This is a genomic window from Cellulomonas sp. URHB0016 (assembly GCF_054057935.1).
Window position 1 is genome coordinate 3,345,753 of the sequence record NZ_JBSRZU010000001.1, and the last position, 26,445, is coordinate 3,372,197.

The window sequence follows — 26,445 nt, forward strand, 5'->3', positions numbered from 1 at the left end:
GCAAAGGTACCTCTGCACATGGTCGACGGCAAGCCCCCTGTGTTCGCGCAGCGCTCGATCGGGCCCGAGGCGCTCAAGGTGTTCGCGCACCCGCTGCGCACCGCGATGTACAACCTGCTCGGCGAGCAGGGCCCGTCCACCGCGACGCAGCTGGGCAGGCTGCTGGGGGAGAGCAGCGGCCAGACCAGCTACCACCTGCGCCAGCTCGAGAAGCACGGCTTCGTCGAGGACGACCCCGACCACCCGGGTGGTCGTGAGCGGTGGTGGCGCCCGGTGGGGTTCTCGGTCGACGGCCGACAGATGCTCCGCGACCCCGCCACGGCTCCCGCCGCACGCGCGCTGCTCCAGTCCGTCGTCGCCGACCGTGCCGAGGTGCTCACCCGGTGGATGTCCCAGCCCGACGACATCCCCGGATGGGACGACTCCGTCGTCAACGACCGGATCACCACCGACCTCACGCCCCAGGAGGCGCACGACCTCATCGAGGAGGTGCAGAGCGTGATTGCCGAGCACATCGACGCGGCGAAGGCGCGCAAGAAGGCCGGCGACAATGCCGGCCGTCGCACGGTGCGGATCTACCTCGACGTCCTGCCGCTCCCGGCGCCCACGGACCGGGGCGACGGGGACGAGCCCGGCGGCCCGGACGCCGCCGGTGGAGCGGATGTGCCGGGCGGAGGCTGACCTCACGCGGGTCCGCCGATCCGGTGACGAGCTGTGTCGAGCTGGACGCGCGTCTGAGATGATCCGCCGCGTGAACTTCGACACCCCCGCCGGGACGGTCGCCCTCGGCGCGCTGGTCTTCGCCGTCATCGGCCTGCTCGTCTACTGGCTCGCAGGCAGCCGCGCCGCGTTCCTCATCGGCATCCGCCAGGACGCGCCGTGGTTCCTCAACCCGGCCGGCGGCCGCACGCAGGGGCTCGTCTTCGCCTACCTCTCGGGACTCGTGGCGGTCGGCGCGCTGGTGTTCCTCGCGGCCCGCTCGGTCGGCGCCCCGGCGCCCTTCTCATGGACGTGCTGCTGGTCGAGCGCCGCGGTGGCCCTTTGGGCGACCATCACGCGGGCAGGTCGGAAGATCGTCGACGTGGCTACCGACGGCCGTGCCACGTGGGACGACCCGCAGGAGCAGGACTTCGTCGAGCCCGATGACGCCCTGGACGACGTCGACCTCCGGACGGCCCGCGCGGCGGCGCTCGCAGGCGACTGGCGGCCTGCCGCCCACCTGCTCAGCGCGACCGCGGACCACGACGCGAGGTACGCCCGCGTCGTCGGCCTCGCCGACGCCGCGCTGCGCCGTCGCACGTGGCTCGACACGTGGCTGCGCGAGCACCCGTCCGACCCGCAGGCGCTGGCCGTGCGTGCGCAGCTCGCCGCGGCGTACGCGTGGAGCGTGCGGGGGTCCGCGTACGAGGTCCAGGACCCGTCGCGGTGGTTCGAGGCGATCCACGACGCCGAGGCGATCGTCCGCGAGGCCGTCGCGGCGGCGCCGGCCGACCCGTCGCCCCGGACGACCCTGGTGCTCATCGCCCGAGGCCAGCAGGTCGATCACGACGAGCTCGACCGCCGCCTCGCCGACGTGCTCGCGCTCGCGCCGCAGCACCTCGCGGCCCATGAGCACGCGCTCCAGTACAAGGCTGCGAAGTGGTTCGGCTCGACGGACGAGATGTTCACGTTCGCGCGTGCCGCGTCGGCGCAGGCCGATCCCGGATCCGCGCTGAACCTGCTCGTCGTCACGGCGCACGTCGAGCACTGGCTCGCACTCAGCGGGAAGTCGTCCCATCTCGCCTCGAAGCACATGGAGGCCCCGGCGACCAGGGCCGAGATCACCGCCGCGGTCGACCGGTGGCGGGCGGGCGACGGCGGTCCCTCACCGGTCGGGCGTGCCGCGGCGCACAACCTGCTCGCGTTCGCGTACTGGCTCGCCGAGCAGCCCGACGAGGCGGTCGAGCACCTCGCGGTGACGCGGGAGCGCCTCTCGGACATGCCGTGGGGCATGGTCGACGAGGCGACCGCCGTGCACGCCCGGGTGCAGGCGTGGGCACGGCAGAAGGCGTCAGCGAGGCCGTCGACCGGTGGCCTCTCGACGGTCCCGTGAAGCCCGTGGACGGTCGCGCAGCGCACCGTGGGCGTCGGTAGGCTCGCCCCCCGTGAAGATCCTCGTCGTCGGCACCGGTGCCCGTGAGCACGCCCTCGTCCGCGCGCTGTCGCTCGACCCGTCCGTGACCGCGCTGCACGCCGCCCCGGGCAACCCGGGGATCGGCACGCTCGCTACGCTGCACGAGGTCGACCAGCTCGACGGCTCGGCCGTGGCTGCTCTCGCGACGGAGCTGGCCGCGGACCTGGTGGTCGTCGGCCCGGAGGCGCCGCTCGTCGCGGGCGTCGCGGACGCGGTCCGGGCTGCCGGCATCCCGGTGTTCGGCCCGTCCGGCGAGGGTGCGCGGCTGGAAGGCTCGAAGGCGTTCGCCAAGGAGGTCATGGCCGCCGCGGGCGTGCCGACCGCCGAGCCGCGCGTCGTGGCCGACCCCGCGGACGCCGGTGCTGCGCTCGACGCGTTCGGCGCCCCCTACGTCGTCAAGGACGACGGCCTGGCCGCCGGCAAGGGTGTCGTGGTGACGTCCGACCGCGCCGAGGCGCTCGCTCACGCCGAGGCCTGCCTCGCCAAGGACGGCGGCCGGGTCGTCGTCGAGGAGTACCTCGACGGGCCCGAGGTGTCGCTGTTCGTGCTGTGCGACGGCACCGACGTGGTGCCGCTCGTGCCGGCGCAGGACTTCAAGCGGGTGCACGACGGCGACGAGGGGCCCAACACCGGCGGGATGGGCGCGTACACGCCGCTGCCGTGGGCCCCGGACGGGCTGGTCGACGAGGTCGTCGAGCGCGTCGCGAAGCCCACGGTCGCCGAGATGGCCCGACGTGGCACGCCGTTCTCGGGCGTCCTCTACTGCGGCCTCGCGCTCACCTCGAAGGGGCTGCGGGTCGTCGAGTTCAACGCGCGGTTCGGCGACCCCGAGACCCAGGTGGTGCTCGCGCGGCTCGTGACGCCGCTGGCCGGCGTCCTCCTGGCTGCCGCGAACGGCACGCTCGCCGCGCTCCCTCCGTTGCGGTGGCGGGACGACGCGGCCGTCACGGTGGTCGTCGCGTCCGCCGGCTACCCGGCGTCGCCCCGGTCCGGAGACCCGATCGACGGGGTCGCCGATGCCGACGCCCTGCCGGACGTGCACGTCCTGCACGCCGGCACGGCCACCGCCGACGGCACGCTCGTCTCTGCCGGTGGGCGTGTCCTGTCGGTCGTCGGCACGGGCGTCGACCTCGGCGCTGCCCGCGCGGCCGCCTACGAGGGCGTCGACCGCATCGCCCTGGCAGGCTCGCACCACCGGTCCGACATCGCCGCCGCCGCCGCAGCCGTCTGACCCGGCTCCGGCCGGACCGCACCCGAGCAGACGCCACCCGACCCCAGGAGGAACGCATGGGCGCATTCGAGACGCTCGTCTACGGCGACGGCCGGTGGGGTGGCGACCCGGCGGTGACGCCGAGCCTGACGATCGACATCCACGACAGCGACATCGCCACCGTCGAGTACCGCCCCGCGCCCGAGGGGTGCGGACGGTTCTACCTCGGTTTCCAGCCGCGGGACTACTTCGACGACCCGGCCGAGAGTGCGCCGGTGGATCTCGCCGCCGAGGCCGAGGGCTTCGCGGAGTGGGCGGAGCTGGCCGGCACCGACGACGTCGGCGCCCCGCGCGTCCGCAAGCTCCTCGCGGAGGAGCACGTGGACGAGCCGCAGGACACGTTCGTGGAGGAGACCGTCGAGCGCCTGCTCCGGCTGGTGGGCCTTCCGGTCCCGGACGAGCTGACGGTCCACGACGAGCTCTCCTGACGGAGGGCGGCGTCGGTCGTGCCGGTCCGGACCTCGCCGGGTGGACAGAGGAGCGACCCGGTGGCCGCGGGCGGCACACTGTGCCGGTGACCCTCGACCTCCGTGCCGACCCGGCCCGCGACCTGCCCGGCTGGACGCCCTTCTCCTCCGGCAAGGTCCGTGACCTCTACGTGCCGGACGGCTCGCCCGCGGGACGTGCCGTCTCCGAGACGCACGGTGACGTGGTGCTCGTCGTGGCGAGCGACCGGGTCTCCGCGTTCGACCACGTGCTCAGCCCCGGCATCCCGGACAAGGGCACGGTGCTCACGCAGCTCAGCCTGTGGTGGTTCGAGCAGCTCACGGACCTGGTGCCGAACCACGTCGTCTCGACGGACGTGCCGCCGGCGGTCGCCCGGCGCGCCATGATCTGCCGTCGGCTGGAGATGGTGCCCGTCGAGTGCGTCGCCCGCGGGTACCTGAGCGGTTCCGGGCTCGCCGACTACCGGGTGTCCGGCGAGGTCACCGGCATCGCGCTGCCACCGGGGCTCGTCGACGGGTCCCGTCTCACGGAGCCGGTCTTCACGCCGGCGGCCAAGGCGGAGCTCGGCCAGCACGACGAGAACGTGCCCTTCTCCGCCGTCGTGGCGACGGTCGGCGAGGAGACGGCGGCGACGCTGCGCGACCTCACGCTCGCGGTCTATGCCCGGGCCGAGGCGATCGCCCGCGAGCGCGGCGTGATCCTCGCGGACACGAAGCTCGAGTTCGGTACCGACCCGGTGACGGGCGAGCTCACTCTTGGCGACGAGGTGCTCACCCCGGACTCGTCGCGGTTCTGGCCGGCGGAGAGCTGGCAGCCGGGTCACCCGCAGCAGAGCTTCGACAAGCAGTTCGTGCGGGACTGGCTGACGTCGGCGGCCAGCGGCTGGGACCGGGAGAGCGACACCCCGCCGCCCTCGTTGCCCGCAGACGTCGTCGCTCGCACGCGGGACCGCTACCTGGAGGCGTTCGAACGTCTCACCGGTTCGCCGCTCGCAGTGTGACGGCATGGCGCGGCGGCACCGTCGTCGGCGCGGACGGGGTGTGACGCGGCCGACAGAACCTGCGTGATGAGGCAACCCTCACCGAGGTTAGGCTTACCTCATCACGACCGGGACCCTGCCCGTCGTCCTGACCTCGATCGGAGCCTGTCCGTGCGCCTCCCGCACCGCTTCGCCGTCGTCGCCACCGCGACCGCCGCCGCCCTGTCCCTCGCTGTCTCCCTGGCCGCGTGCGGCGGCTCGTCGGGCCCCGACGACGCGAGCGCGAGCCCGGACGCGGCCGCCGACGCCGCCTTCCCGGTGACCATCGTCTCGGCGCTCGGCTCCACGACGATCGAGACGAAGCCCGAGCGGGTCGTGACCCTGGGCTGGGGTGCCGCCGACATCGCGCTCGAGCTCGGCACGGTGCCCGTCGGGATCGAGGCGGACACGTGGGGCGGCGACGCCGACGGTTACCAGCCGTGGTTCCGGGAGGCGGTCGAGAAGCAGGGTGCCGCGCTGCCGACGACCATCGCGGGCTACCCGTTGGACGTCGACGCGATCGTGGCCCTGAACCCTGACCTCGTGCTCGCGCCGCAGTCCGGCCTGGACCAGGCGACGTTCGACCAGCTCTCCGAGCTCGTGCCGGTCGTCGCCTACCCCGGGGAGCCGTGGCAGACGACGATCGGCGACCAGGTCACGATCGCGGCCAACGCGCTCGGGGTGCCCGACGCGGCCGCCCCGCTGCTCAAGGAGCGGCAGGACGCCATCGACGCCGCGGCCGCCGCGAACCCGGACCTCGCCGGCAAGACGTTCGCGTACGTCTACGCCGGTACCGAGCCCGGCTCGCTGGCCGTGTACCTGCCCGGGGACCCGCGCGTCGAGCTGCTGACGAGCCTCGGCATGACCCTCGCGCCGTCCGTGGCGGGCCTCAGCGCGTCGCCCGGCACGTTCGCCGCGACGCTCGGCCTCGAGAACGCCGACCAGCTCGACGACGTGCAGGTCCTGTTCACCTGGTTCAACGACGAGACCGAGCAGGCCGCCACGGAGCAGCAGCCGCTGTTCGCCCGGATCCCCGCGTTCGAGCAGGGCGCCTACGTGCCGATGCTCGACCGCGGGCTGGGCATGGCGGTCTCCGTCGCGACGCCGCTGAGCGTCCCGTGGGCCCTCGACGCGTACGTGCCGCTCATCGCGACGGCCGCCGCCAAGGCCTGACCGGGACCCGGCCGGGGGCCCTCCGCACCGTGCACCCATGAGCACCACCACGATCCCGCGAGCCCCGCGCGCCGCCCGCGCGCGGGGCTCGCGGGCGGCGCTGCTGATGCTCGGCCTGCTGGGCGCGGCCGCGCTGCTCCTGCTCGCCGTCGCGCTGAGCATCGCCGTCGGCGCCAAGCCGGTGCCGCTCGGTGACGTGTGGTCGGCGTGGCGTCATCCCGACGGGTCGTACACGTCGACGGTGGTCGCCTCCCGGATCCCGCGCACCGAGCTCGGCGTGCTGGTCGGGGCGGCGCTCGCGGTGGCGGGCGTGGTCATCCAGGGGCTCACGCGCAACCCGCTCGGCGACCCGGGCCTGCTGGGCGTCAACGCCGGTGCGGCCGCGTCGGTCGTGGTCGTCGCCGCCTTCCTCGGGGCCGGCGCCGGCCGGTCCGTGTGGGCCGCGATCCCCGGTGCGCTCCTCGCGGCGCTCGCGGTGTACCTCGTGGGGTCCGGCGGACGACGCGCCACCCCGGTCCGGCTCGTGCTCGCCGGCGCGGCGGTGTCCGCGGTGCTGGTGGCGCTCGTCGAGGGGATCTCGCTGGCCCGGCCCGAGGTCTTCGACTCCTACCGCGCGTGGGTGGTCGGTTCCCTCGCCGGACGGCCGCCCGGGACGGTGGGCGAGATCGCGCCGTTCGTCGTCACCGGCCTGGTGCTGTGCGTCCTGCTGGCCCGGCCGCTCGACGCGCTCGCCCTCGGTGACGAGGCCGCCACGTCCCTCGGGCTCCGCGCCGGCCGCACCCGGCTCCTCGGTGCCGCCGTCGCCACCGTCCTGTGCGCCGCCGCCGTCGCCGCGTGCGGGCCGATCGCGTTCGTCGGCCTCGCCGTGCCGCACGTGGTGCGCTCGTTCACGGGGTCCGACCACCGCTGGCTGCTCCCGTACTGCGCCCTGCTCGGTCCGGTGCTGCTGCTCGGCGCCGACGTGGTCGGCCGCGTCGTCGCCCGGCCGGGCGAGCTCATGGTCGGGGCGGTGACGGCGTTCGTCGGTGCGCCGTTCCTGATCGCCGCGGTGCGGCGGGGCCGGGTGGTGCTGTGAGCACGGTGGCGGAGGCGCGCCCCACGGATGTCCGTGCCGCAGGACCCCGGACCGTGCGCGTCGCGAGCGGGCCCGGCGGCGACCGCGGCGTCGTGCTCGTCTGGCGGCGGCGCCCGGTCGTGGTCTGCGTCGTCGCGCTCGTGGTCGCACTCGTCGCCGCGGTCGTCACGGTGACCGTCGGTCAGCTCGGCATCCCGCTCGCCGACCTGCCCGCGGTGGTCGCCGGCAACGGGACGAGGATCCAGCACTGGGTGCTGTGGACCACCCGGCTGCCACGCCTGCTCGTGGGGGCGGGTGCCGGGGCGGCGCTCGCGGTGTCGGGGGCCATGTTCCAGTCGGTGACCCGCAACCCGCTCGGCAGCCCGGACGTCATCGGGCTCGGGGCGGGTGCGGCGGCGGGGGCGGCCGCGGCCGGCCTCGTCTGGCCCGGGGCGGTGCCCGTGCCCGTCGGTGCGGTGCTGGGGGCCTTCGTCGCGGTGGCGGCCGTGTGGTTCGGGTCGGGCAGCGGCTTCGCCCGGCCCCAGCGGCTCGTGGTCGTCGGTATCGCCGTCGGCGCCATGGCGCTCGCGTTCGTCCAGCTCGCGCTGGCCCGGGCGTCGCGGGAGAACGCGATGGTCGTCGCCCAGTGGCTCAACGGCAGCCTCGCGGGCCGGACGTGGGCCGACGTCCGCCTCGTCGGCGCTGCGCTCGTGGTGCTGCTGCCCCTCGCCCTGCTGCTCACGCGGCCCCTGCAGGTGGTCGAGATGGGCGACGAGGCGGCGACCGCCGTCGGGGTGCGGACCGACCGGACCCGGACGCGGGCCGTGTTCGTCGCGGTCCTGCTCACAGCCGCGGCCGTCGGCGTCTGCGGTCCGGTCGCCTTCGTCGCGCTCACCGCCCCGCAGATCGCCCGTCGCCTGACCCGGTCGGCGGGTCCCGGCATGATCGCCGCCGCGTGCACCGGCGCGGCGGTGCTCGTGGTCGCGGACCTCGTCGCACAGCACGCCCTGCCGGACCAGCAGCTCCCCGTCGGGGTGGTCACCGCGGGGCTCGGCGGCCTGTACCTGGGGTTCCTGCTGGTCCGCGAGTGGAGGAGGAGCGCCGCATGACTGCCGCCGCCAGCCCGCTGGTCGCCGAGGGCGTCACGCTCGCGTACGACCGGCTCGTCGTGGCCCGGGACCTCGACCTCGCCGTCGCTCCCGGGTCGTTCACCGTGATCATCGGGCCCAACGGGTGTGGCAAGTCGACGCTTCTGCGCGCGCTCGCCCGCACGCTCACGCCACGCTCCGGCCGGGTGCTGCTCGACGGGGTGCCGATCGGCCGGATGCGGAGCAAGGACGTGGCCAAGCGGCTCGCGCTCCTGCCGCAGGGGCCGATCGCGCCCGAGTCGATCACCGTCGGCGACCTCGTGGCCCGCGGCCGGTACCCGCACCAGGGGATCCTGCGGCAGTGGTCCGCGGCGGACGCGCGGGCGGTCGGCGCCGCGCTGGCCGCGACCGAGGTCGACGACCTGCGCGACCGGTTCGTCGCGGACCTGTCGGGCGGTCAGCGCCAGCGGGTGTGGCTGGCGATGGCCCTCGCGCAGGAGACGGACCTGCTGCTGCTCGACGAGCCCACGACGTTCCTCGACATCGCCCACCAGGTCGAGGTGATGGACCTGTGCGCCCGCCTGCACGCAGAGGGCCGCACGCTCGTCGCGGTGCTGCACGACCTCAACCAGGCCGCCCGCTACGCCACCCACCTGGTCGCGATGCGGGACGGCCGTGTGGTCGCCCAGGGGCGCCCCGAGGACGTGGTGACCGAACCCCTCGTCCAGGACGTGTTCGGGCTCGCCTGCCGGGTGGTGCCCGACCCCGAGACCGGGATGCCGATGGTGGTGCCGCTGCGGCGCGCGGTCAGTACAGGACCATGTCCGCCGGCGACGTCAGCGTGATCCAGGCCTGACGGCCCTCGGGTGCGGGCTGTGCGCCGAGCACGTCCGCCGCGACGAGCGGCCCGAGGTCGAGACCGCTGAGCGCCGCCACCGTGGAGACCGGCACCTGGAACGTCCGGAACGGGCCCAGCGGCGGGGGAGCGTCGACCTCGCGGGCGGCGCGCGTGGCCTCGTCGAGGTCGAGGCCGGCGATCAGCGGGGACTGGTCGAGCACGAACGCCGCGGAGACGAGCCGACGTGCCGCTCCCTCGGTGAACGGGCGGCGCTCGGTGAACGGGCGGCGTTCCGTGAACGGGCGGCGTTCCGTGAACGGGCGGCGTTCGGTGCCATCGGCGGACGGGTCGGAGTCGGGCTCGTGGTGCGACGTCGCCCCGTCGTCGGCGTCGAAGGGGTACTCGCCGGGCTCGGCGGGGCCGTCAGCCGGGCCGTCGGTCGGGCCGTCCGTCGGGTCGGCCGGTGCGACGCCCGGCTCCTCGTCGGCGGGCACGGTCCACACCGCGACCTTCCAGAAGTGCCGGGGGATCCCGCAGCCGCGGTACACCGGGTCGCTGTCCAGGAGGACCGGGCCGGTGAACACGCTGACGCGGTGGTGCCACTGGCCGGCGTACTCGAGCACGTGGTCCTCGAGGCCGACCCACAGCTCCTTGCCCTGGTTGAACTTGGCCGCCTGCGGCGCGGCGTTGGCGAACGTGAACGTGTCGATGTTCGCCTGTGCGGCCTCGGCGGCCTCGCCCCAGATGGGGTCCTGCCGTCGCACGAGGTGACCGCGGTCGAGGTCGTTGTGGTCGTAGACGTGCGGGCCGGTCTGCTCGGACTCGGGCGCTCGCGTGTCGAAGAGCCACTTGTCGGCGCGTGGCAGCGACACCAGCCGGCTGCCGTCGATGTTCACCGCGGTGGCTGCGGCCAGTCTGCGTACCGGGTCGAGCTGCACCGTGAAGTGCGTCGACGGCAGCACGCGGACCTCGCGCGGCACCACGGGCAACGGGACGTCGGGTCCCAGGAAGAGCGGGTCGTAGCCGGTCATGTTGCATCCCCCTACCGTGCTGTCACAGGAGACGCTAGCGAGGTCAGGGGTGTGAGCGACATCACAAAACGGACAAATCACCCGGTCGTGCTCACGGGTGCCCGGCGCGTCGGCGGGCCGGGCCACGTCGACGTGCTGCTGCGGGACGGCCGGGTCGCCGCGATCGGCACGGAGCTGCACGCCGGTCCCCGGGTGGAACGGATCGCGCTCGACGGCCGCGTCCTCGTCCCAGGGCTGTGGGACGCGCACACCCACCTGACCCAGTGGGCGCTGGCGCGTCGGCGGCTCGACGTGTCCGGCGCCCGGTCGGCGGCGGAGGCGGCGTCGCTCGTCGCCCGGCGCCTGGCGGACGCCCCGCCGCCGCCCCGGCTCGCGCTCGTCGGGGCCGGGTTCCGGGACGCCCTGTGGCCCGACGAGCCCACCGCGCGCGTGCTCGACGAGGTGGCGGGCGAGGTGCCCGTCGTGCTCGTCTCCGGCGACCTGCACTGCGCGTGGGCGTCGACGGCGGGTCTGCGGTTCCTCGGCGTCACCCACCCCACCGGTCTCCTGCGGGAGGACGAGTGGCTCCCGCTGCAGGGCGTGGTCGACCACGTCCCCGACGACGACGCGGACGCACTGGTCGCCGACGCCCTGCGCGCGGCGGCGTCGCGCGGCGTCGTCGGCGTGGTGGACCTGGAGCTCGCCGACAACCTCGCCGTCTGGCGGCGCCGGGCCACGCCGGCCGTCCGCGTCCGCGCGGGCGTCTGGGAGGACCACCTCGACCGGGTGGTCCGGGAGGACCTGCACACCGGCGACCGGGTGGCCGACCTGGTGGAGCAGGGGCCGTTCAAGGTCATCACCGACGGGTCCCTCAACACGCGCACCGCGTACTGCCACGACCCCTACGCCGGGACGACGAGCCCGGGCGTCCTCGCCGTGCCGCCGGAACGGCTCGTGCCCCTCCTGTCGTACGCCCGCGCCCATGGCCTGCGGTGCGCCGTCCACGCCATCGGCGACGCCGCCAACGGTCTCGCCCTCGACGCGTTCGCCACCACCGGCGCCCACGGGTCGATCGAGCACGCCCAGCTGCTCGCCCGGGACGACGTCGCGCGGTTCGCCAGGCTCGACGTCGTCGCGAGCGTGCAGCCCGAGCACGCGATGGACGACCGGGACGTCGCCGACCGCCACTGGGCCGGCCGGACCGACCGGGCGTTCGCGTTCGGCGCGCTGCGGAGGGCGGGCGTCCGGCTCGCGCTGGGGTCCGACGCTCCCGTCGCGCCGCTCGACCCGTGGGCCGCGATCGACGCCGCCGTGTGGCGCGAGCGCGACGGGCGGGACCCCTGGCACCCCGAGCAGCGGATCGACGTGCTCGCCGCGCTCGAGGCGTCGGTGGACGGGCGGCCGCTCGCGCTGCGCGTGGGGGACCCGGCGGACCTGGCGGTGCTCGACGAGGACCCCCTGGCGCTGGCACGGACGCCGGGGGCGCTGCGGTCGGTGCCCGTCGCCGGGACGATCGTCGCCGGGGGATGGGCGCACCGGGCGGTGTGACACCTCGGTGCCGCCGGGTCGAGCTGGGCGGGTCTGCCCCGATGTGGGTGGGTTCCGCTAGCGTCAGCGCGCCGCGGTCGTCGGGACCGCGCGGACGAAGGAGTCGACGTGGCCTACAGGTCGTTCGAGCAGGTGCACTGGTTCGCCGCCGAGCCGGACCGGGTGTGGGACCTGCTCGTGGACCCCGTCACGATCGTCGAGCTGGAGGAGCACGGCTCCCGGGTCGAGCCGCTGGTGAGCGCACCGGTGACCGTCGGCGACCGGTGGACCGAGGTGCACGGTGCGGAGTGCGACGGGGACCGGGTGCCCTGGCGGGTCGTCGCGTCGTCCATCGGCTCGTCCCTGGTGGAGGTGGGGTCCCAGCGCGGCGTCCGGCAGACCATCACCTCGACCATCCACCCGCACGACGGCGGCACCCTCCTGACCGTCAAGGTCGTGTTCTCGCCAGGGCTCTCGGGCCGGCCGGGTCAGCAGGTCCTGCCGTGGCTGCTCCTGGCCGTGGGTCTGCTCGGGAAGCTCGGGGCGGCCCAGGAGTCGCCCCTGTTCGCGAACATGGAACGACGGCTGTCGGCCCACGCGCGGTGACACGACCCGGCCCGCGCCGTCGGGCGGGACGCAGTTGTGGTCATAGGTCGCCGCGCGATATATATCGCCGGTGACCTTGCCGACCGCGTCCCCTGCGTGCACCCCGTGTCGTCGCGTCCCCGGTGGTCGACCGTGACCCGGCCCGCCGACGAGGCATTCGCCCGGTCGGTCCGGTTCTGGCTCCGGGCCTACCCCCGGACTGGCGCGACCAGCGCGGTGCCGAGGTGGCCGGTGTCCTCGCGGACCTCTCGGCCTCCGGAGCCCGGAGGCTCGACCTGCGGTCGGTGATCGGTCTGGTGTGCGGAGGGCTGGCCACACGTCGGCGCACCGGACCGCCGCTCGTGGCGTACGCGGGTTACGTCCTCTTCGAGGCGCGGCTGCCCGCCGAGCACCGGCGGTGGGCGTGGCGCGACATCCAGGGCCCTCGCTACCGGGTGCGCAGGGCCGTCAGGTCCGCCGCCTTCCTGGTGCTCCCCGCCACCTCGATGGCGATGTCCGACCTCGCGCAGGCCGTCGCCTACCTGGCGTTCTCCGCCCTGGCGGTCGTCGCAGGCATGCTCGTCACCGATCCGTCGAGGCTGCGGCGTGCGGCGATGGTCCGGCACCTCGCGCCGCCCCCAGGCCGGCGCGCCGACGACGGCATCGTCCGGGTGCGGGTCTGCCGGCGACGTCTGCGGGCCCGCCCCGGTTCCACGGCCGTACTGGCCGCCGTGACGCTCGGCGCGGTCGTCTGGACGACGACGGCGTGGTGGGCTCCGCGGACGCGCACGCACGTGGGCGTCCCCCGTCCGGGCTGGCTGCCGCTCGTCCTCGTCGTGGCGCTGGCCGCCGGCCTGCTGGGCGCCGTGCTGGTGGCCCGGCGTCTGGGGGCGCTCGTCGACCTGCCGGACCAGCCGCGGCGCGTCGCCGTGGACCTGCAGCCCCAGGCGCCCGCCGGCTTCGCGCTGGCCTCGATCCTGCTCCTGGCGGTGGCCGTCCTGGAGCTCATCGGTGCCTGGGGCTTCCCGCGGTTGTCGGTGGTCGGCGCCCCGCCCTGCGTCGCGTCGGTGCCGGCTGCGCTGGTGGTGTGGCGGCATGCGCGCCGGGCGCCCGACGACGTCCGGCTGGTCAGCCGTGACCTCGTCCGGGTGGCCGTCACCGGCCGGCCCCTGCGCCCGGACACCGCCGAGGTCCTGTGGGTGGCGCGATGACGTTCCGGATGAGCGAGCAGGCGTACCTGGTCCTGGTGGCCCTCGGCGAGGAGCCGCGGCACGGGTACGGGGTGGTGCAGGCGGTGCGTGCCCTGACCGACGGCCACGTGCGGCTCGGTGCCGGGACCCTCTACGGCATCCTCGACCGGGCCGTCGAGGCGGGCTACGCCGAGGCGTCGGGCGAGGTGGTCGTCGACGGGCGGACGCGGCGGTACTACCGGCTCACGCCGGCCGGCCTGGCTGCGGTCCGCGGCGAGACGCTCCGGCTGGCCGAGCTCGCCCAGCGCGCGCAGCGCGCACTGGGCGGCCCGGCGGGCCGACCGGCGCTCGGGGGTGCCTCGTGACACCGACCCGCCACGGCCGCTTCCAGCCGTGTCTCCCTCTGCAGGAGGATCGATGACCGGCGTGGACCGGAGGTTCGAGCGCTCGGTGGCGTTCTGGCTGCGTGCGTACCCGCGCCGCTGGCGGGCCGCCCGGAGCGCGGAGGTGCAGTCGGTCGCTGCCGACCTGGCCGGGCCGGGAGCGGCCCGGCTCGACGTTCGGTCGGCCGCCGGGATGGTGGTGGGGGGCTGGGCGACGCGATGGCGCACCCGTCCGCCGCTGCACGACTACCTGCTGTACGCGGGCTTCGACCGGCGGATCCCGGCCCGCTACCGGGCGTGGGCGGCCGACGACCTCGAAGGTCCGCTCTTCGCTCTCCGCCTCGTTCTTCGCGGGCCGGCGCTGGCGGTCCTCATCGCCACGGTCGTCACAGATCACGGGCGGCTGCCGACGGACCTGACGTTCGTCGGCATCTTCGTGACGGTGCTCGCCGCGACGTGGCTCACCTTCGGTCCCCGCCGCCTCGAGTCGTTGCGGCGCAAACACCTCGTGCCGCAGCAGGGGGAGCCGGTCGTCGGGGGGACCAGGGTGTACGACTGGGTGCCGCGGGACCGTGTGGCCGCCATCCCCGGAACTCTTGCTGCGCTGCTGTGCACGGCGGTCGTCGGCGTGGTCGCGACGTCGGCGGGGATCCTCGCCCGGCACGGCGTGGTGTTCGTGGCGTGCCCGGGCGAACCCGGTGATGCCTGCGTCGAGACGGTCAGCAGGCTGCGCGACGGGATCGGTCCCGTCGGGCTCGACGCGCTCGTCGTGGCGGTGGCCGTCGGCGCGGTGGCCGCGTGGCTCGCCGCCGGGCGGCTGCGCCGGACCGTTGCCCGGCGGCCGGTCCAGACCGACCGGCGGCTGGTCGGGTTCGGCGTGCGACGCACGGCCGCGGCGGCATCCGTGGGTGCTCTCGTGCTCGCCGACCTCCTCGCCGAGGCGACGGGACGCATCGACCTGTGGGCGGCGCCGGTCGTCGCCGTGCTCGCGCTCGCGCTCCTGCCGGCGACGGTCGTCGGGTGGCGGGCGGCGCGGCACGGGCCGGCCGACCTGGCGTGGTCCGACGTGTGCCGCATGGCGTGCACCGGCCGCCCACCGGCCGTGGACCAGCGGGCGACCGGGCTCGTCGCAGTGCCCGTCGCGCTCGCCGCACACCGGGCGGCGAGCGGCGCCGCGGTGCCCGGACCTGTCGTCCCGGACCACGCCGAAGCCCCCGGGACCGACTGGCTACACTGACCGCCGACCCCCCACCGCCGCACGAGCACAGGAGCACACCCGTGGGACGAGTCGTCGTCGACGTCATGCCGAAGCCCGAGATCCTCGACCCGCAGGGCAAGGCCGTCGCGGGTGCGCTGCCGCGGCTGGGTTTCGCCCAGTTCGCCGGCGTGCGCCAGGGCAAGCGGTTCGAGCTCGAGGTGGACGGCCCGGTGACGGACGAGGTCCTCGCGGCGGCCCGCGCCGCCGGGGAGCAGGTCCTGTCCAACCCCGTGATCGAGGACGTCGTCGCGGTGTACGAGGACGTCGACGCCGCTGCCGCGACGGGCAGCGCGCAGGTCGGCGCCTGATGGCCCGCATCGGCGTCGTCACGTTCCCCGGCACGCTGGACGACCGGGACGCGGCCCGCGCGGTCCGGCTCGCCGGTGCCGAGGCCGTCCCGCTGTGGCACGCCGACGCGGACCTGCACGGGGTCGACGCCGTGGTGCTGCCGGGTGGGTTCTCCTACGGGGACTACCTGCGCGCCGGGGCGATCAGCCGGTTCGCGCCGGTGATGGGCGAGATCGTGGCGGCCGCGGGCAAGGGGCTGCCGGTCCTGGGCATCTGCAACGGCTTCCAGGTGCTCACGGAGGCCCACCTGCTGCCGGGCTCGATGATCAAGAACGACCACCTGCACTTCGTCTGCCGCGAGCAGGTCCTGTCCGTCGAGAACGTGGACACGGCGTGGACGCGCGACTACGCGCAGGGCGAGCGGATCACCGTCCCGCTGAAGAACCAGGACGGCCAGTACGTCGCGGACGAGCGCACCCTGGACGAGCTCGAGGGTGAGGGCCGCGTGGTGTTCCGGTACCAGGACGTGAACCCGAACGGGTCGCGCCGGGGCATCGCGGGCATCACCAACGCCGCCGGCAACGTGGTCGGACTGATGCCGCACCCCGAGCACGCCGTCGAGCAGGGCTTCGGCCCGGACGGCGCGCACGGCCCCCGGACGGGGACGGACGGGCTGCGGTTCTTCACGTCCGTCCTGCACGCCCTCGTCGGCTGACCCCATGACCGGCACGACGACAGGGCAGGACGCCGCGGCCCTCGCGCTGGTCGTGGTGGGCTGGGACGACCCGGACGTCGCCCGGCTGCGCGACGCACAGCAGGCGGAGCTGCGCGGCCGGTACGGCGACGACGACATCGGCCACGAGATGACGGGCGAGGACATCGTCGCGGTCGTGCTGGTGCGGGTCGACGGCGAGGCCGTCGCTGTGGGCGCCCTGCGGGACCTGGGTGAGGGCCCCGCGGACGACGCGACACCTCCTGGCACGGGCGAGCTCAAGCGGATGTACGTGGTCCCCGAGCACCGCGGCCGCGGCTACTCGCGGCTCGTGCTCGCGGAGCTCGAGCGGCAGGCCACCCGGCTCGGCCTGTGCCGCCTCATCCTGGAGACCGGCGTCCTGCAGCCGGAGGCCATCGGCCTGTACCTGCGGTCCGGCTACCTGCCGATCGACAGCTTCGGTGAGTACGTGGATGTCGTGGACTCGCGCTGCTTCGAGAAGCGTCTCGCCCCGGCCGTGCCACGAGCCCGCAGCGACGAGGGACGCCCGCCGCTGGTCACCCTCGACCACGTCGGCTGGGACGACCCCGAGGCGGTGTCGCTGCGCCGGACGATGTGGGCTTGGAGCCGCGACCGGTATGCCGACTTCCTCGCGAAGGTCCAGGACGGCACGGGCTTCGACGACGACGACGCTCGGCAGGGCGTGGGGGTGCTGTCGACCGTGGTCGCCCGGGTCGACGGGCGTGCGGTCGGCTGCGCGTCGCTGCGGGCCGGGCGTGACGGCTACCCGGAGGGCTCCGGCGAGCTCAAGAAGCTGTTCGTCGACGAGTCGGCCCGTGGTGCCGGGGCGGCTCGCGCCCTCCTCGCGGCCGTCGAGTCGGACGCCCGCGGCCTCGGCCTGACGAGCGTCGTGCTGCAGACGGGCATCCGGCAGCCCGAGGCGGTCGCGCTCTACGTGGCGTGCGGGTACCGCCCGGTGGTCCCGTTCGGGCCCTACCAGGACGATCTGCTCTCGCTCTGCTTCGCGAAGACGCTCTGAGGCCCCGACACCCGCAGCCATGACGATCCGCGTCGGCACCTCCGGGTGGTCGTACGACCACTGGGACGGCGTGCTGTACCCGCCCGGCCTGCCCGCGGCGGACCGGCTCGCCCGGTACGCGGCCGAGTTCGACACCGTCGAGCTCAACGCGAGCTTCTACCGGTGGCCGCGACAGGCCACCTTCGCGTCCTGGCGTCGTCGCCTCCCACCGGGGTTTGGCATGTCGGTGAAGGCCCCCCGCGGTCTCACGCACGCCAAGCGGCTGTACTCGCCGGAGGTGTGGTCCGAGCGGATCGCCCGGTCGTGGCACGAGCTGGGCGAGCGCAGGGAGGTGCTCCTCGTCCAGCTGCGCCCCGACCAGGAGCGGGACGACGCCCGCCTCGACTGGTTCCTCGGCACGCTGCCCGGCTGGGTCCGCGTGGCCGTCGAGCTGCGGCACCCGTCGTGGCACGACGACGCCGTGTACGCCCTCCTCGAACGGCACGGGGCCGCGTACGTGGTGATGAGCGGTGCGCACCTGCCGTGCGTCCTGCGGGCGACCGCCCCGTTCGTGTACGTCCGGCTGCACGGCCCGGACCACGACCACCTGTACGGCGGCTCGTACTCGGACGACGACCTGCGCTGGTGGGCGGACCGGATCGGTGAGTGGCACGACGGCGGCCGTGACGTGCTGGCCTACTTCAACAACGACGGCGGCGGGCACGCGGTGCGCAACGCGCGGACGCTGCGGTGGCTGCTGGGCGCGTAGCACGGGACCGGGGACGACGGCCCCGGAGCCGGCTCCTGCATCACCACGCGCGGCGCGTGGTCACAGGCTCAGACCGACGGTCCAGTCGTTCGCCTGCAGGTCGGCGCGGGAGTACGTGACCTTGCCGCGGTGGGACACCTCGATCGACAGGAACGCGGCGTCGGCCAGCTCCGGGACCGTGAAGTCGAACACGCAGTTGCCGAACGTCACGTCGACCATGGGAGCCGCGTCGAACGCGTCCGTCCACGCGTCGTTCGCCACGCGCCACTCCTCCATCGCCGCGTCGTACGCGTCGAGCTCGGCCTGGGAGTCGGCGTCGACGTCGTACTCCGGCATCTCGGGCGAGTCACCGATGGCGGAGTAGTCGGCCTGCTGCTCGGTGTGCGTGCCGACGAACCGGCCCGGCCCGAGCTGGGACGTCGCCACGATGGTCCCCGCCTCGTCCGTCACCGTGACCTGCGCACCGGGCCCGACGTCATCGAAGCCGGCCGCGGCGGAGCTGCTGAGCAGCGAACAGCCGTCCTTGGTCGCCCGCTCCGAGATGGACACCGACGTGACGGTCAGCGCCCCGGTCAACGTCCGTGCCACGGGTGTCGGCGTCGGCTCGGCGGTCACCGACACCGAAGGCGACGCCGCGAGGTGCTCACCGGGAGAGCCGGCGCATCCCGCGACGGCCAGGCACAGCAGCATTCCCGAACTGGCGAGCAAGCGACGGGCGTTCACGCGGATCCTTCCCTGGTCCTGACCGGAACATCGGCCGGTCCGGGCGCCGGCTGAGGGTCGATGACCCAGGGACATCGTGCGAGCCGTCTCGGATCGCGGGACGACCGGCCCGAACCCTAGGCAGGACGGCATCGCGTTCCTATCTTGTGCGCGCCCATCCCGAGCGACCGAGAGACCTGGCTCGTCGACGTCGCAGCAACCCCCGTGGGCAGCGGGTGCGGGTGCTCCTGCCAGGGCCGATGGAGGAACCGCATGAGTCGCGCACGCCCCTTCCGCCTCGCCGTCGAGCTGTCCGGCGCGGGGGTCCATCCGGCCGCCTGGCGGCTGCCGCACGCGGACGCCGGCCAGGTGTTCACGGCCCCCTACTGGGTGCGGCTGGCGCGGCACGCGGAACGGGCGGGCGCCACGCTCGTGGTGCTCGACGACACGAGCGCGCCGGTCCGGCAGCAGCCCGGTGCGCTCGTCGGCGGGCTCGACGCCATCGGCGTCGCGTCCCTGCTGGGCCCGGTGACGACCCGGGTCGGGCTGACGCCTGTCGTGCCGGTGACCTACCTCGAGCCGTTCCACGTCGGCAAGGCCGTCCAGACGGTCGACCACGTCAGTCTCGGCCGGGGCGCGGTCCAGGTCGGCATCGCGGCGCCCGCCGACACCCCGGGCGCGGACGACGTGGCCCGCCGGTACGACGAGCGCACGCCCCGGGGCGTCGACGCCGCGTGGCGCGAGGCCGAGGACGTGCTCGAGGTCGTCACCCGCCTGTGGGACTCGTGGGAGGACGACGCGATCGTGCTCGACGAGGCCGCCGACCGGTACCTCGACCGGGACAAGGTGCACGCGATCGAGTTCGCCGGGGAGTTCTTCTCCGTGCACGGCGCGTCGATCACCCCGCGCTCGCCGCAGGGACGTCCGGTGGTGGTGCTGCGCGGCGACGACCCGCACGCCCTCGCGGTCGCCGCCCGGCGCGCCGACGTGCTGCGGCTCGCGGTGGACGACCGGACGCCGGTCCGCGTCGACGAGGTCCGGACCGCCGTCGCCGACGCGGGACGCGACCCTGCCACCGTCACGGTGCTCCTGGACGTCGACGTGCTGCTCGGAGGGGTCGACTCCGAGGCGGGTGCGCGGCTCCGCGCGCTCGACGACCTCGCCCGCCGCACGCCGACCTCCACCGAGCTGGTGGGCGGTCTCCTCGGCGTCGCCGACGGGCTCGTCGACCTGGTGGCCCGCACGGGAGCGGACGGCGTGACGGTGCGCTCGCTCGCGCACGCCACCGACCTGCCGCTGCTGGCCGACGGCGTCGCCCCGCTGCTGCGTGACCGCGGGCTGCTCGTCGAGCCCGCCGCGGCCGGCACCCTGCGCGACGCGCTCGGCCTGGCGCGCCCCGCCAGCCGCTACGCGACGACGCGCTGACCCGAACGACCCGCCCCGACCGCTGAGAGCGACCCCCATGCCGAAGAAGCAGATCCACCTCGCCGCCCACTTCCCGGGCGTCAACCACCACACCGTGTGGACGGACCCCAGCCACCGTCCGGAGACCCAGTCGTCGTTCGCGTCCTTCCAGCACCTCGCCGCGACCGCCGAGCGTGGCCTGTTCGACTTCGTCTTCCTCGCCGAGGGTCTGCGCCTGCGCGAGCACCGCGGCCGGCTCGTCGACCAGGACGTGGTGGGCCGCCCGGACACGTACGCCGTGCTCGCGGCCCTCGCGGGCGTCACCACGCACGTGGGCCTCGCGGGCACCATCAACGCGACGTTCAACGACCCGTACGAGCTCGCCCGGCAGTTCGCGACGCTCGACCACCTCTCCGCCGGCCGGGCGGCGTGGAACGTCGTGACGTCGTCGGACCCGTTCCACGGCGCGAACTTCCGCCGCGGCGGCTACCTGGCCTACGAGGACCGGTACGAGCGGGCGCGCGAGGTCGTCGAGGCGGCCCGCGCGCTGTGGGACGCGTGGGCGCCGGACGCGCTCCGTGCCGACGCCGCCACCGGGGAGTTCGTGCGGCCCGGGTCGCTGTCGACCGTGCGGACCGGTGGCCGGCTCGTCGACATCGAGGCCGTCCCGTCCCTGCCCCGACCGCCCCAGGGGCACCCGGTGATCATCCAGGCCGGCGACTCCGACGGCGGCCGCGAGCTCGCCGCGCAGGTCGCTGACGCCGTGTTCTCGCGGCACACCGAGCTGTCCGACGGGCAGGCGTTCTACGCCGACGTGAAGGGTCGGCTGGAGCGCTACGGCCGTCGGCCCGAGGACCTGCTGATCCTCCCCGGCTCGTCCTTCGTCCTCGGCGACACGGCCGCGGAGGCCGAGGAGCGGCTGCGCGAGATCCAGCTCCAGCAGATCCGGCCGAGCGTCGCCCGCGCGTTCGTCGAGCAGGTGTGGAACCAGGACCTGTCGGCGTACGACGTCGACGGCCCGCTGCCCGACGTGGACCCGGTCGTGGACGCGCCGTCGATCACGCAGGGCAGGGCCGGGTTCTTCAAGGACCCGCTGGCCGTCGCCGCGCAGTGGCGGGCCCTGTCGCAGGCCCAGGGCCTGTCGATCCGCGAGCTCGTGATCCGGGTGGTCGGCCGGCACTCGTTCGTCGGCACCCCGGAGCACGTCGCCGCCGAGATCGACCGGTACGTGCAGGAGGACGCCTCGGACGGCTTCATCCTCGTGCCGCACCTCACGCCGCACGGGCTCGACGAGTTCGTCGACCGCGTGGTCCCGCTGCTCCAGGAGCGTGGGTCGTTCCGCACCTCGTACGAGGGCGCCACGCTGCGCGAGCACCTGGGCCTGCCGCCCGCCGACGCGTTCGGCCGGACGCGGGAGGCCGCCGGCCTCCTGACCGTCTCCTGAAGAACTCTGCCGCTTCGACCCTCGGAGGACCGCCATGACCACCACGACCGACCGCACCTCGACCTTCGCCGCCGACTGGCAGACCTGGCACGACGAGCGCGAGGCCTACTACCGCGACCCCCACGGCTGGGTCGCGATCACGGCGCTGCACTGGCTGACCGAGGAGCCCGTCGTCCTGGCCGGCATCCCCGGGCGGTGGTCCGCACCCCAGGGCGGACCGGCCCGCATCGAGGCGCTCGACGCCGAGGGACTCACCCTGCCCGACGGCAGCGTCGTCGACGGCCGGGCGGAGCTCGACCCGGTCGAGGGCGCCCCGGGCCTGCAGGTCCGCTCGGGCGACCTGCTGCTGGAGGTCGCGCGCCGCACGGGCCACGTGATCGTGCGCGTGCACGACCCGCTCGCACCGCAGCTCGCCGCGTTCCAGGGCATCCCGGCCTACGCGCCCGACGAGCGCTGGGTGGTGACCGGCCGCCTCGAGCGGTTCGACGAGCCGCGCCGCGTGACGACCGGCGGTGTCGTCGACGGCCTGGAGCACCACCACACCGCGGTCGGTGTGGTGCGGTTCGCGATCGACGGCATCGACCAGGCGCTCACGGTCTTCGACCACGGCGCCCGCGGGCTCGGCGTGCTGTTCCGCGACGCGACGAGCGGCGTCACCACCTACCCGGCGTCGCGGTCCCTCACGCTGGGCCCGGTCTCCGGCGACGGCACGGTCACGCTCGACCTCAACCACGCGGCGAACCTGCCGTGCGGCCTCACGCAGTTCGCGACCTGCCCGGTGCCGCCCCCGGAGAACGTCCTCACGGTGTCCGTCGAGGCGGGGGAGCAGTGGGTGCGCTGACGCTCTGAGGCGATCCTCCGGCGCGGATGCGCGAGGGCCCCCGTCGACCTACGGTGGCCCGACCGCCTCCGCCCGGAGGCCCCCGACGAGGAGGTCGCGATGTCGCAGGACGACGTGGCGAAGGTCGCCGAGCTCATCAAGGACGCCCGCATCGCGATGCTCACCACGGTCGCGGCCGACGGCAGGCTCGTGAGCCGGCCGATGGGCGTGCAGGACGTCGACTTCGACGGTGACCTGTGGTTCTTCGCCGACGCCGACAGCCACAAGGTCGACGAGATCGAGCACGGCAGCCCGGCGAACGCCGCGTTCGCCGACCGCTCGTCGTGGGTCTCGGTGTCCGGGCCCGCCGAGGTGGTCCGCGACACGGCGAAGGCCCGCGAGCTGTGGGGAGCGACCGCCGAGGCGTGGTACCCCGACGGTCCGGAGACGCCGGGCCTGGTCCTGGTGGTCGTGCACGGCGAGACGGCCGAGTACTGGGACTCGGCCGGCGGCCGGCTCGCGACCGTCCTCAGCCTGGTCAAGGCGAAGGTGAAGCACGAACGCTACGACGGCGGCGAGAACGAGACGGTCCGGCTCTGACCCCACCGTCGCGCCGGCTCTGACCCGCGGCAGCGCGCCGGCCGGGTCAGAGCCGGAGACCGGTCGCGTCAGTCCGGCAGCCGTCCGAGCGCCTGCGTGAGGTCGTCGATCAGGTCGTCCGGGTCCTCGAGCCCGACGGACAGCCGGACCGTCGACTCCGCGATGCCCACCCTGGCCCGGCCTTCGGCTCCGAGCTTGCGGTGCGTGGTGGTCGCCGGGTGCGTGACCATCGACTTCGCGTCGCCGAGGTTGTTCGAGATGTCGAGGATCCGCAACGAGTCGAGCACCCCGAACGTGGCCTTCTTCGCCACGTCCACCGACGCCCCCTCGGGCACGCGCAGGTTGAACGTCACCACGGTGCCGCCGCCGGACTGCTGCGCGAGCGCGAGCTCGTGCTGCGGGTGGGACGTCAGGTACGGGTAGCGGACCAGGGACACCCCGGGCTGCTCCTCGAGCCACGTGGCCAGCCGCAGGGCCGACGCCGTCTGGTGGCGCACGCGCAGCGACAGCGTCTCGAGGCCCTTGAGCAGCACCCAGGCGTTGAACGCCGACAGCGACGGGCCCGTGTTCCGGATGAGCGTCTGGACGGGACCGCGGACGTACTCCTCGCTGCCCAGGATGGCGCCGCCGAGGACGCGTCCCTGACCGTCGATGTGCTTGGTCGCGGAGTACACGACGACGTCCGCCCCGAGGGTGAGCGGCTGGGAGAGCACCGGGGTGGCGAACACGTTGTCGACGATCACGAGCGCCCCGGCGGCGTGCGCGAGGCGGCTCACGGCCTCGATGTCGACGAGGTCCTGCATCGGGTTGGACGGCGTCTCGAAGAACACGACGTCCGCGGGGGTGGACAGCGCCTCCTCCCACTGCGAGAGCACGTGCCCGTCGACGTAGTCGGTCCGCACGCCCCACTTGGCGAGGATCTCGTCGAAGATCACGACCGACGAGCCGAACAGCGCCCGGGCGGTGACGACGCGCGAGCCCTGCTGCAGCACGGCGGCGAGCGCGGTGAACACGGCGGCCATCCCGGTCGCCGTCGCGTAGGCCGCCTCCGCGCCCTCGATCAGCCGCAGCCGCTCCTCGAAGGTCGAGACCGTCGGGTTGTTGTACCGCGAGTAGAGGAAGCGGTCCCGCTCGCCGGCGAACGCGGCCTCCGCCTCGGCGGCCGAGTCGTACGCGTAGGCCTGCGTGAGGAACACGGGCTCGGAGATCTCGTGGAACTCCGAGCGGACCTGCCCGCCGCGCACGGCGAGCGTGTCCGGACGCAGCGACGAGCGGTCGACCCGGCGGTCGTCCCAGTCGAGCGGACCAGGGACGCGGACGCCGTCCTGCCGGCCGCTCACAGCGCCCGCCACGGCAGGCCGGCGGCACGCCAGCCCTGGTGCCCGCGCTGCCCGTCGGGGCCGACGTCGCCCTCGAAGCCTTCGAGCACGTTGTAGGCAGGGCCGAGGCCCGCAGCCGTCGCAGCCTGCGCCGCGGCGATGGAGCGGACCCCGGAGCGGCACAGGAACACGACCGGACGCTCGTCGCCGGGCTCCAGGCCCGCCTCGCCGAGCTGCTGCAGGAACTGCGGGTTCGGGCGGCCCGACGGTGCCTGCACCCACTCGACGAGCGCGGCGCGCCCGCCGATCGCGGCGGCGTCCGGGATGCCGATCGACCGCCACTCGCCATCGGTGCGCACGTCGACGAGGACCGCGCGCTCGTCCGTCGTGAGCAGCTCCCACGCCTGCTGCGGGGTCAGGTCACCTGCGTAGCCCATGTCGCCTCCATCGGTCCTGGCGGTAGCACCCTCGGCCGGGCACGTGGTGTGCCCGCGGGTTGCTGCGGCGTCGTCGAGCCAGATCTCTCGGCCGCTCTGGATGGTGCGGGCGATGCTACGCGGAGCGGACAACACGCTCCAATTGGTGGACAGAGTGTCCCGCCATCCGAGACAGCCCGGGCGTGTCGTTGACACGACCGGGGGACCTTGGCGACCCTCGTCCCAGGTCATGAGTGCCAGCGTCAAGCCCCGGCTCGCTGGCCGGCAACCCTCCTCCGCGGTGGGGTGCCCCGGGTGACGACCTGGCTGGACGCCGCCCGGTGTCCGGCAAGCGCGGGGTCCACCACCGACGGTGTCCCCCTGAGCCTTCTGGAGGACCATCATGACCGTCACCGCCGAGCGCTCGTCGTGTGCCGGGGTCGCCGCCACCGCGTCGACCCCGCCGACCGTCCAGCCGCTGCTCCCCGTCGTCGGTGGCGACACGACCGTGCCGCTTGTCGACGGCACCCAGCGCGTCTACGCCAACCTCGACTACGCCGCGAGCGCCCCCGCGCTCGAGGCCGTCGCGGCCCGCGTCACCGAGGTCCTCCCGCTGTACGCCTCCGTGCACCGCGGCGCCGGCTACCTGTCCCAGGTGTCCACGGCCCTGTACGAGTCGTCCCGGCAGGCCATCGCCCGGTTCGTCGACGCGCGGTCCGACGACGTCGCGATCATCACCCGCAACACCACGGACTCGCTCAACCTGCTGGCCGGCGTCGTGCCCGCCGGCGGCCGGGTGCTCGTCCTGGACGTCGAGCACCACGCGAACCTGCTGCCCTGGGTGCACTCGGGCGGCGGCCACGGCAACACCACGACGATCCTGCCGATCGAGTCGACCGTCGCCGCGACGCTCGACTCGCTGCGCGCCGAGCTCGCCCGCCTGCCCTACGCGCTGGTCACCGTCTCGGGTGCCTCGAACGTGACGGGCGAGGCGCTGCCGCTGGACGAGGTGGTCGCTCTCGCGCACGCGGCCGGCGCCCGCGTCGCCGTGGACGGCGCACAGCTCGTCCCGCACCGCGGCTTCTCGCTCACCGCCACCGACGCCGACTACGTGGCGTTCTCCGGCCACAAGACGTACGCGCCGTTCGGTGCGGGCGCGCTCGTGGGCCGCCGCGACTGGCTCGACGCCGGGACGCCCTACCTCGCAGGGGGAGGTGCGGTGCGGGACGTCCGGTCCGACCGGACGATCTGGCAGCCCGCCCCGGCCCGCCACGAGGCCGGCTCGCCGAACGTGCTCGGAGCCATCGCGCTCGCGGAGGCCTGTGACCAGCTCGCGGCCCTTCCCGCCGGAGCGCTCGCCGCCCACGAGGACGCGCTGCGGACCCGGCTCGTCGACGGTCTGACGGCCGTGGACGGCGTCGAGGTGGCGCGGATCTGGCCCGACTCCGCCCAGCCGGTCGGGGTCGTCACGTTCACCCTGCCGGGGCACGACGCCGGCCTGGTGGCGGCCTACCTGTCCGCCGAGCACGGCATCGGCGTCCGCGACGGACGCTTCTGCGCGCACCCGCTGCTGGCGCACCTCGGCGCATCGGGCGGGGCGATCCGTGCGTCGGTCGGGGTCGGGTCGACGAGCGAGGCGGTCGACCGGCTGGTCGCCGCGCTGCAGGCGTACCTCACGACCGGGCCGACGTCGCGGTACGAGATCGTCGACGCGTGCTGGTCCGTCGTGGACGACACCCGCCCCCTCGTCGAGGTGCACGGCCTGGACCACCTGGCCGCGACCCGCCGCGGCCGCGTGCGGCCCCGCCCTCGACGACTGACCCGATGGCCGTCCTGCCGTTCCCCACATCGACCTGAGTGAAGTCCCCGACCCGACGTGCCGATGCGAGGGTGTGCGGCTGCCGCCCGGACCTCCGGTACCGGCGTCCGGACGATCGCC

The 26,445-nt window shown here is 74.7% G+C and carries 27 protein-coding genes and 3 riboswitches; of the genes, 23 read left to right on the forward strand and 4 right to left on the reverse strand.

Annotated features, from left to right (window positions below; all coding sequences use genetic code 11):
* The first annotated feature begins 18 nt into the window (after nt 1–18).
* From ACVW07_RS15370 to ACVW07_RS15410, 9 genes are all read left to right on the forward strand, one after another.
* On the forward strand, nt 19–681 hold the full coding sequence (locus tag ACVW07_RS15370; protein ID WP_456820097.1) for an ArsR/SmtB family transcription factor: 663 nt from the start codon (nt 19–21) through the stop codon (nt 679–681).
* Nucleotides 682–751: 70 nt separating this feature from the next.
* Nucleotides 752–2,092, forward strand: coding sequence for a hypothetical protein (locus ACVW07_RS15375; RefSeq protein WP_456820098.1), 1,341 nt, complete (start codon nt 752–754; stop codon nt 2,090–2,092).
* A 52-nt stretch (nt 2,093–2,144) separates the two neighbouring features.
* Nucleotides 2,145–3,404: a phosphoribosylamine--glycine ligase gene (gene purD / locus ACVW07_RS15380; protein ID WP_456820099.1), complete on the forward strand. Its 1,260-nt coding sequence runs from the start codon at nt 2,145–2,147 to the stop codon at nt 3,402–3,404.
* A 56-nt stretch (nt 3,405–3,460) separates the two neighbouring features.
* Entirely contained in the window at nt 3,461–3,871 is a 411-nt protein-coding gene (locus ACVW07_RS15385; RefSeq protein WP_456820100.1) for a hypothetical protein, read from the forward strand.
* 80 nt (nt 3,872–3,951) lie between these two features.
* Nucleotides 3,952–4,890: a phosphoribosylaminoimidazolesuccinocarboxamide synthase gene (locus tag ACVW07_RS15390; protein ID WP_456820101.1), complete on the forward strand. Its 939-nt coding sequence runs from the start codon at nt 3,952–3,954 to the stop codon at nt 4,888–4,890.
* A gap of 150 nt (nt 4,891–5,040) precedes the next feature.
* On the forward strand, nt 5,041–6,081 hold the full coding sequence (locus ACVW07_RS15395; protein WP_456820102.1) for an ABC transporter substrate-binding protein: 1,041 nt from the start codon (nt 5,041–5,043) through the stop codon (nt 6,079–6,081).
* Nucleotides 6,082–6,118: 37 nt separating this feature from the next.
* On the forward strand, nt 6,119–7,156 hold the full coding sequence (locus tag ACVW07_RS15400) for a FecCD family ABC transporter permease (RefSeq protein WP_456820103.1): 1,038 nt from the start codon (nt 6,119–6,121) through the stop codon (nt 7,154–7,156).
* Nucleotides 7,153–8,244: a FecCD family ABC transporter permease gene (locus ACVW07_RS15405; protein WP_456820104.1), complete on the forward strand. Its 1,092-nt coding sequence runs from the start codon at nt 7,153–7,155 to the stop codon at nt 8,242–8,244. Before ACVW07_RS15400 ends, ACVW07_RS15405 begins: the two co-directional genes overlap by 4 nt.
* Entirely contained in the window at nt 8,241–9,068 is an 828-nt protein-coding gene (locus ACVW07_RS15410; RefSeq protein ID WP_456820105.1) for an ABC transporter ATP-binding protein, read from the forward strand. The genes ACVW07_RS15405 and ACVW07_RS15410 overlap by 4 nt, the downstream gene beginning before the upstream one ends.
* Here ACVW07_RS15410 and ACVW07_RS15415 read toward each other — a convergent pair.
* Complete coding sequence (locus ACVW07_RS15415) at nt 9,031–10,092, reverse strand: DNA/RNA non-specific endonuclease (RefSeq protein WP_456820106.1); 1,062 nt, start codon at nt 10,090–10,092, stop codon at nt 9,031–9,033. The genes ACVW07_RS15410 and ACVW07_RS15415 overlap by 38 nt on opposite strands.
* A 51-nt stretch (nt 10,093–10,143) precedes the next feature.
* On the opposite strand from ACVW07_RS15415, the gene ACVW07_RS15420 reads away from it, so the two are divergent.
* The 9 genes from ACVW07_RS15420 (at nt 10,144) to ACVW07_RS15460 (ending at nt 17,801) form a co-directional block, all read left to right on the forward strand.
* Entirely contained in the window at nt 10,144–11,619 is a 1,476-nt protein-coding gene (locus tag ACVW07_RS15420; protein ID WP_456820107.1) for an amidohydrolase, read from the forward strand.
* A gap of 108 nt (nt 11,620–11,727) precedes the next feature.
* Nucleotides 11,728–12,204: an SRPBCC family protein gene (locus ACVW07_RS15425; protein ID WP_456820108.1), complete on the forward strand. Its 477-nt coding sequence runs from the start codon at nt 11,728–11,730 to the stop codon at nt 12,202–12,204.
* Nucleotides 12,205–12,428: 224 nt separating this feature from the next.
* Complete coding sequence (locus ACVW07_RS15430; protein ID WP_456820109.1) at nt 12,429–13,394, forward strand: hypothetical protein; 966 nt, start codon at nt 12,429–12,431, stop codon at nt 13,392–13,394.
* The gene (locus ACVW07_RS15435; RefSeq protein ID WP_456820110.1) at nt 13,391–13,738 is read left to right on the forward strand and encodes a PadR family transcriptional regulator; all 348 of its coding nucleotides are present in this window, start codon (nt 13,391–13,393) and stop codon (nt 13,736–13,738) included. Before ACVW07_RS15430 ends, ACVW07_RS15435 begins: the two co-directional genes overlap by 4 nt.
* Before the next feature lie 52 nt (nt 13,739–13,790).
* On the forward strand, nt 13,791–14,993 hold the full coding sequence (locus ACVW07_RS15440; protein ID WP_456820111.1) for a DUF5313 family protein: 1,203 nt from the start codon (nt 13,791–13,793) through the stop codon (nt 14,991–14,993).
* Nucleotides 14,994–15,034: 41 nt separating this feature from the next.
* The gene (gene purS / locus ACVW07_RS15445) at nt 15,035–15,322 is read left to right on the forward strand and encodes a phosphoribosylformylglycinamidine synthase subunit PurS (RefSeq protein ID WP_456820112.1); all 288 of its coding nucleotides are present in this window, start codon (nt 15,035–15,037) and stop codon (nt 15,320–15,322) included.
* Nucleotides 15,322–16,017: a phosphoribosylformylglycinamidine synthase subunit PurQ gene (purQ, locus tag ACVW07_RS15450; RefSeq protein WP_456820113.1), complete on the forward strand. Its 696-nt coding sequence runs from the start codon at nt 15,322–15,324 to the stop codon at nt 16,015–16,017. Before purS ends, purQ begins: the two co-directional genes overlap by 1 nt.
* 4 nt (nt 16,018–16,021) lie before the next feature.
* Entirely contained in the window at nt 16,022–17,053 is a 1,032-nt protein-coding gene (locus ACVW07_RS15455) for a GNAT family N-acetyltransferase (RefSeq protein WP_456820114.1), read from the forward strand.
* Nucleotides 17,054–17,072: 19 nt separating this feature from the next.
* The gene (locus ACVW07_RS15460) at nt 17,073–17,801 is read left to right on the forward strand and encodes a DUF72 domain-containing protein (protein WP_456820115.1); all 729 of its coding nucleotides are present in this window, start codon (nt 17,073–17,075) and stop codon (nt 17,799–17,801) included.
* A gap of 60 nt (nt 17,802–17,861) precedes the next feature.
* On the opposite strand, the gene ACVW07_RS15465 is transcribed toward ACVW07_RS15460, so the two are convergent.
* Nucleotides 17,862–18,389 carry a hypothetical protein gene (locus tag ACVW07_RS15465; protein ID WP_456820116.1) on the reverse strand — a complete coding sequence of 176 codons (528 nt, stop codon included), beginning with the start codon at nt 18,387–18,389 and terminating at the stop codon, nt 17,862–17,864.
* 286 nt (nt 18,390–18,675) lie between these two features.
* Nucleotides 18,676–18,770, forward strand: a riboswitch (SAM riboswitch).
* 6 nt (nt 18,771–18,776) lie between these two features.
* On the opposite strand from ACVW07_RS15465, the gene ACVW07_RS15470 reads away from it, so the two are divergent.
* The 4 genes from ACVW07_RS15470 (at nt 18,777) to ACVW07_RS15485 (ending at nt 22,771) form a co-directional block, all read left to right on the forward strand.
* Nucleotides 18,777–19,928, forward strand: a complete 1,152-nt coding sequence (locus tag ACVW07_RS15470; protein ID WP_456820117.1) for an LLM class flavin-dependent oxidoreductase — start codon at nt 18,777–18,779, stop codon at nt 19,926–19,928.
* A gap of 37 nt (nt 19,929–19,965) precedes the next feature.
* The gene (locus tag ACVW07_RS15475; RefSeq protein WP_456820118.1) at nt 19,966–21,351 is read left to right on the forward strand and encodes an NtaA/DmoA family FMN-dependent monooxygenase; all 1,386 of its coding nucleotides are present in this window, start codon (nt 19,966–19,968) and stop codon (nt 21,349–21,351) included.
* Between the two features lie 34 nt (nt 21,352–21,385).
* Nucleotides 21,386–22,192 (forward strand): DUF1684 domain-containing protein, encoded by an 807-nt coding sequence (locus ACVW07_RS15480; protein WP_456820119.1) that lies wholly within the window; start codon nt 21,386–21,388, stop codon nt 22,190–22,192.
* Nucleotides 22,193–22,291: 99 nt separating this feature from the next.
* On the forward strand, nt 22,292–22,771 hold the full coding sequence (locus ACVW07_RS15485; protein ID WP_456820120.1) for a pyridoxamine 5'-phosphate oxidase family protein: 480 nt from the start codon (nt 22,292–22,294) through the stop codon (nt 22,769–22,771).
* Between the two features lie 68 nt (nt 22,772–22,839).
* Here the strand turns inward: ACVW07_RS15485 and ACVW07_RS15490 are convergent, their stop codons facing one another.
* Together ACVW07_RS15490 and ACVW07_RS15495 are read right to left on the reverse strand one after the other, a co-directional pair.
* Nucleotides 22,840–24,111: an O-succinylhomoserine sulfhydrylase gene (locus tag ACVW07_RS15490; RefSeq protein ID WP_456820121.1), complete on the reverse strand. Its 1,272-nt coding sequence runs from the start codon at nt 24,109–24,111 to the stop codon at nt 22,840–22,842.
* Nucleotides 24,108–24,527 (reverse strand): rhodanese-like domain-containing protein, encoded by a 420-nt coding sequence (locus tag ACVW07_RS15495; RefSeq protein WP_456820122.1) that lies wholly within the window; start codon nt 24,525–24,527, stop codon nt 24,108–24,110. The genes ACVW07_RS15490 and ACVW07_RS15495 overlap by 4 nt, the downstream gene beginning before the upstream one ends.
* A gap of 4 nt (nt 24,528–24,531) precedes the next feature.
* Nucleotides 24,532–24,634: riboswitch (SAM riboswitch) on the reverse strand.
* A gap of 118 nt (nt 24,635–24,752) precedes the next feature.
* Nucleotides 24,753–24,867: riboswitch (SAM riboswitch) on the forward strand.
* A gap of 42 nt (nt 24,868–24,909) precedes the next feature.
* On the opposite strand from ACVW07_RS15495, the gene ACVW07_RS15500 reads away from it, so the two are divergent.
* Complete coding sequence (locus ACVW07_RS15500) at nt 24,910–26,367, forward strand: aminotransferase class V-fold PLP-dependent enzyme (RefSeq protein ID WP_456820123.1); 1,458 nt, start codon at nt 24,910–24,912, stop codon at nt 26,365–26,367.
* Nucleotides 26,368–26,445 lie beyond the last annotated feature (78 nt).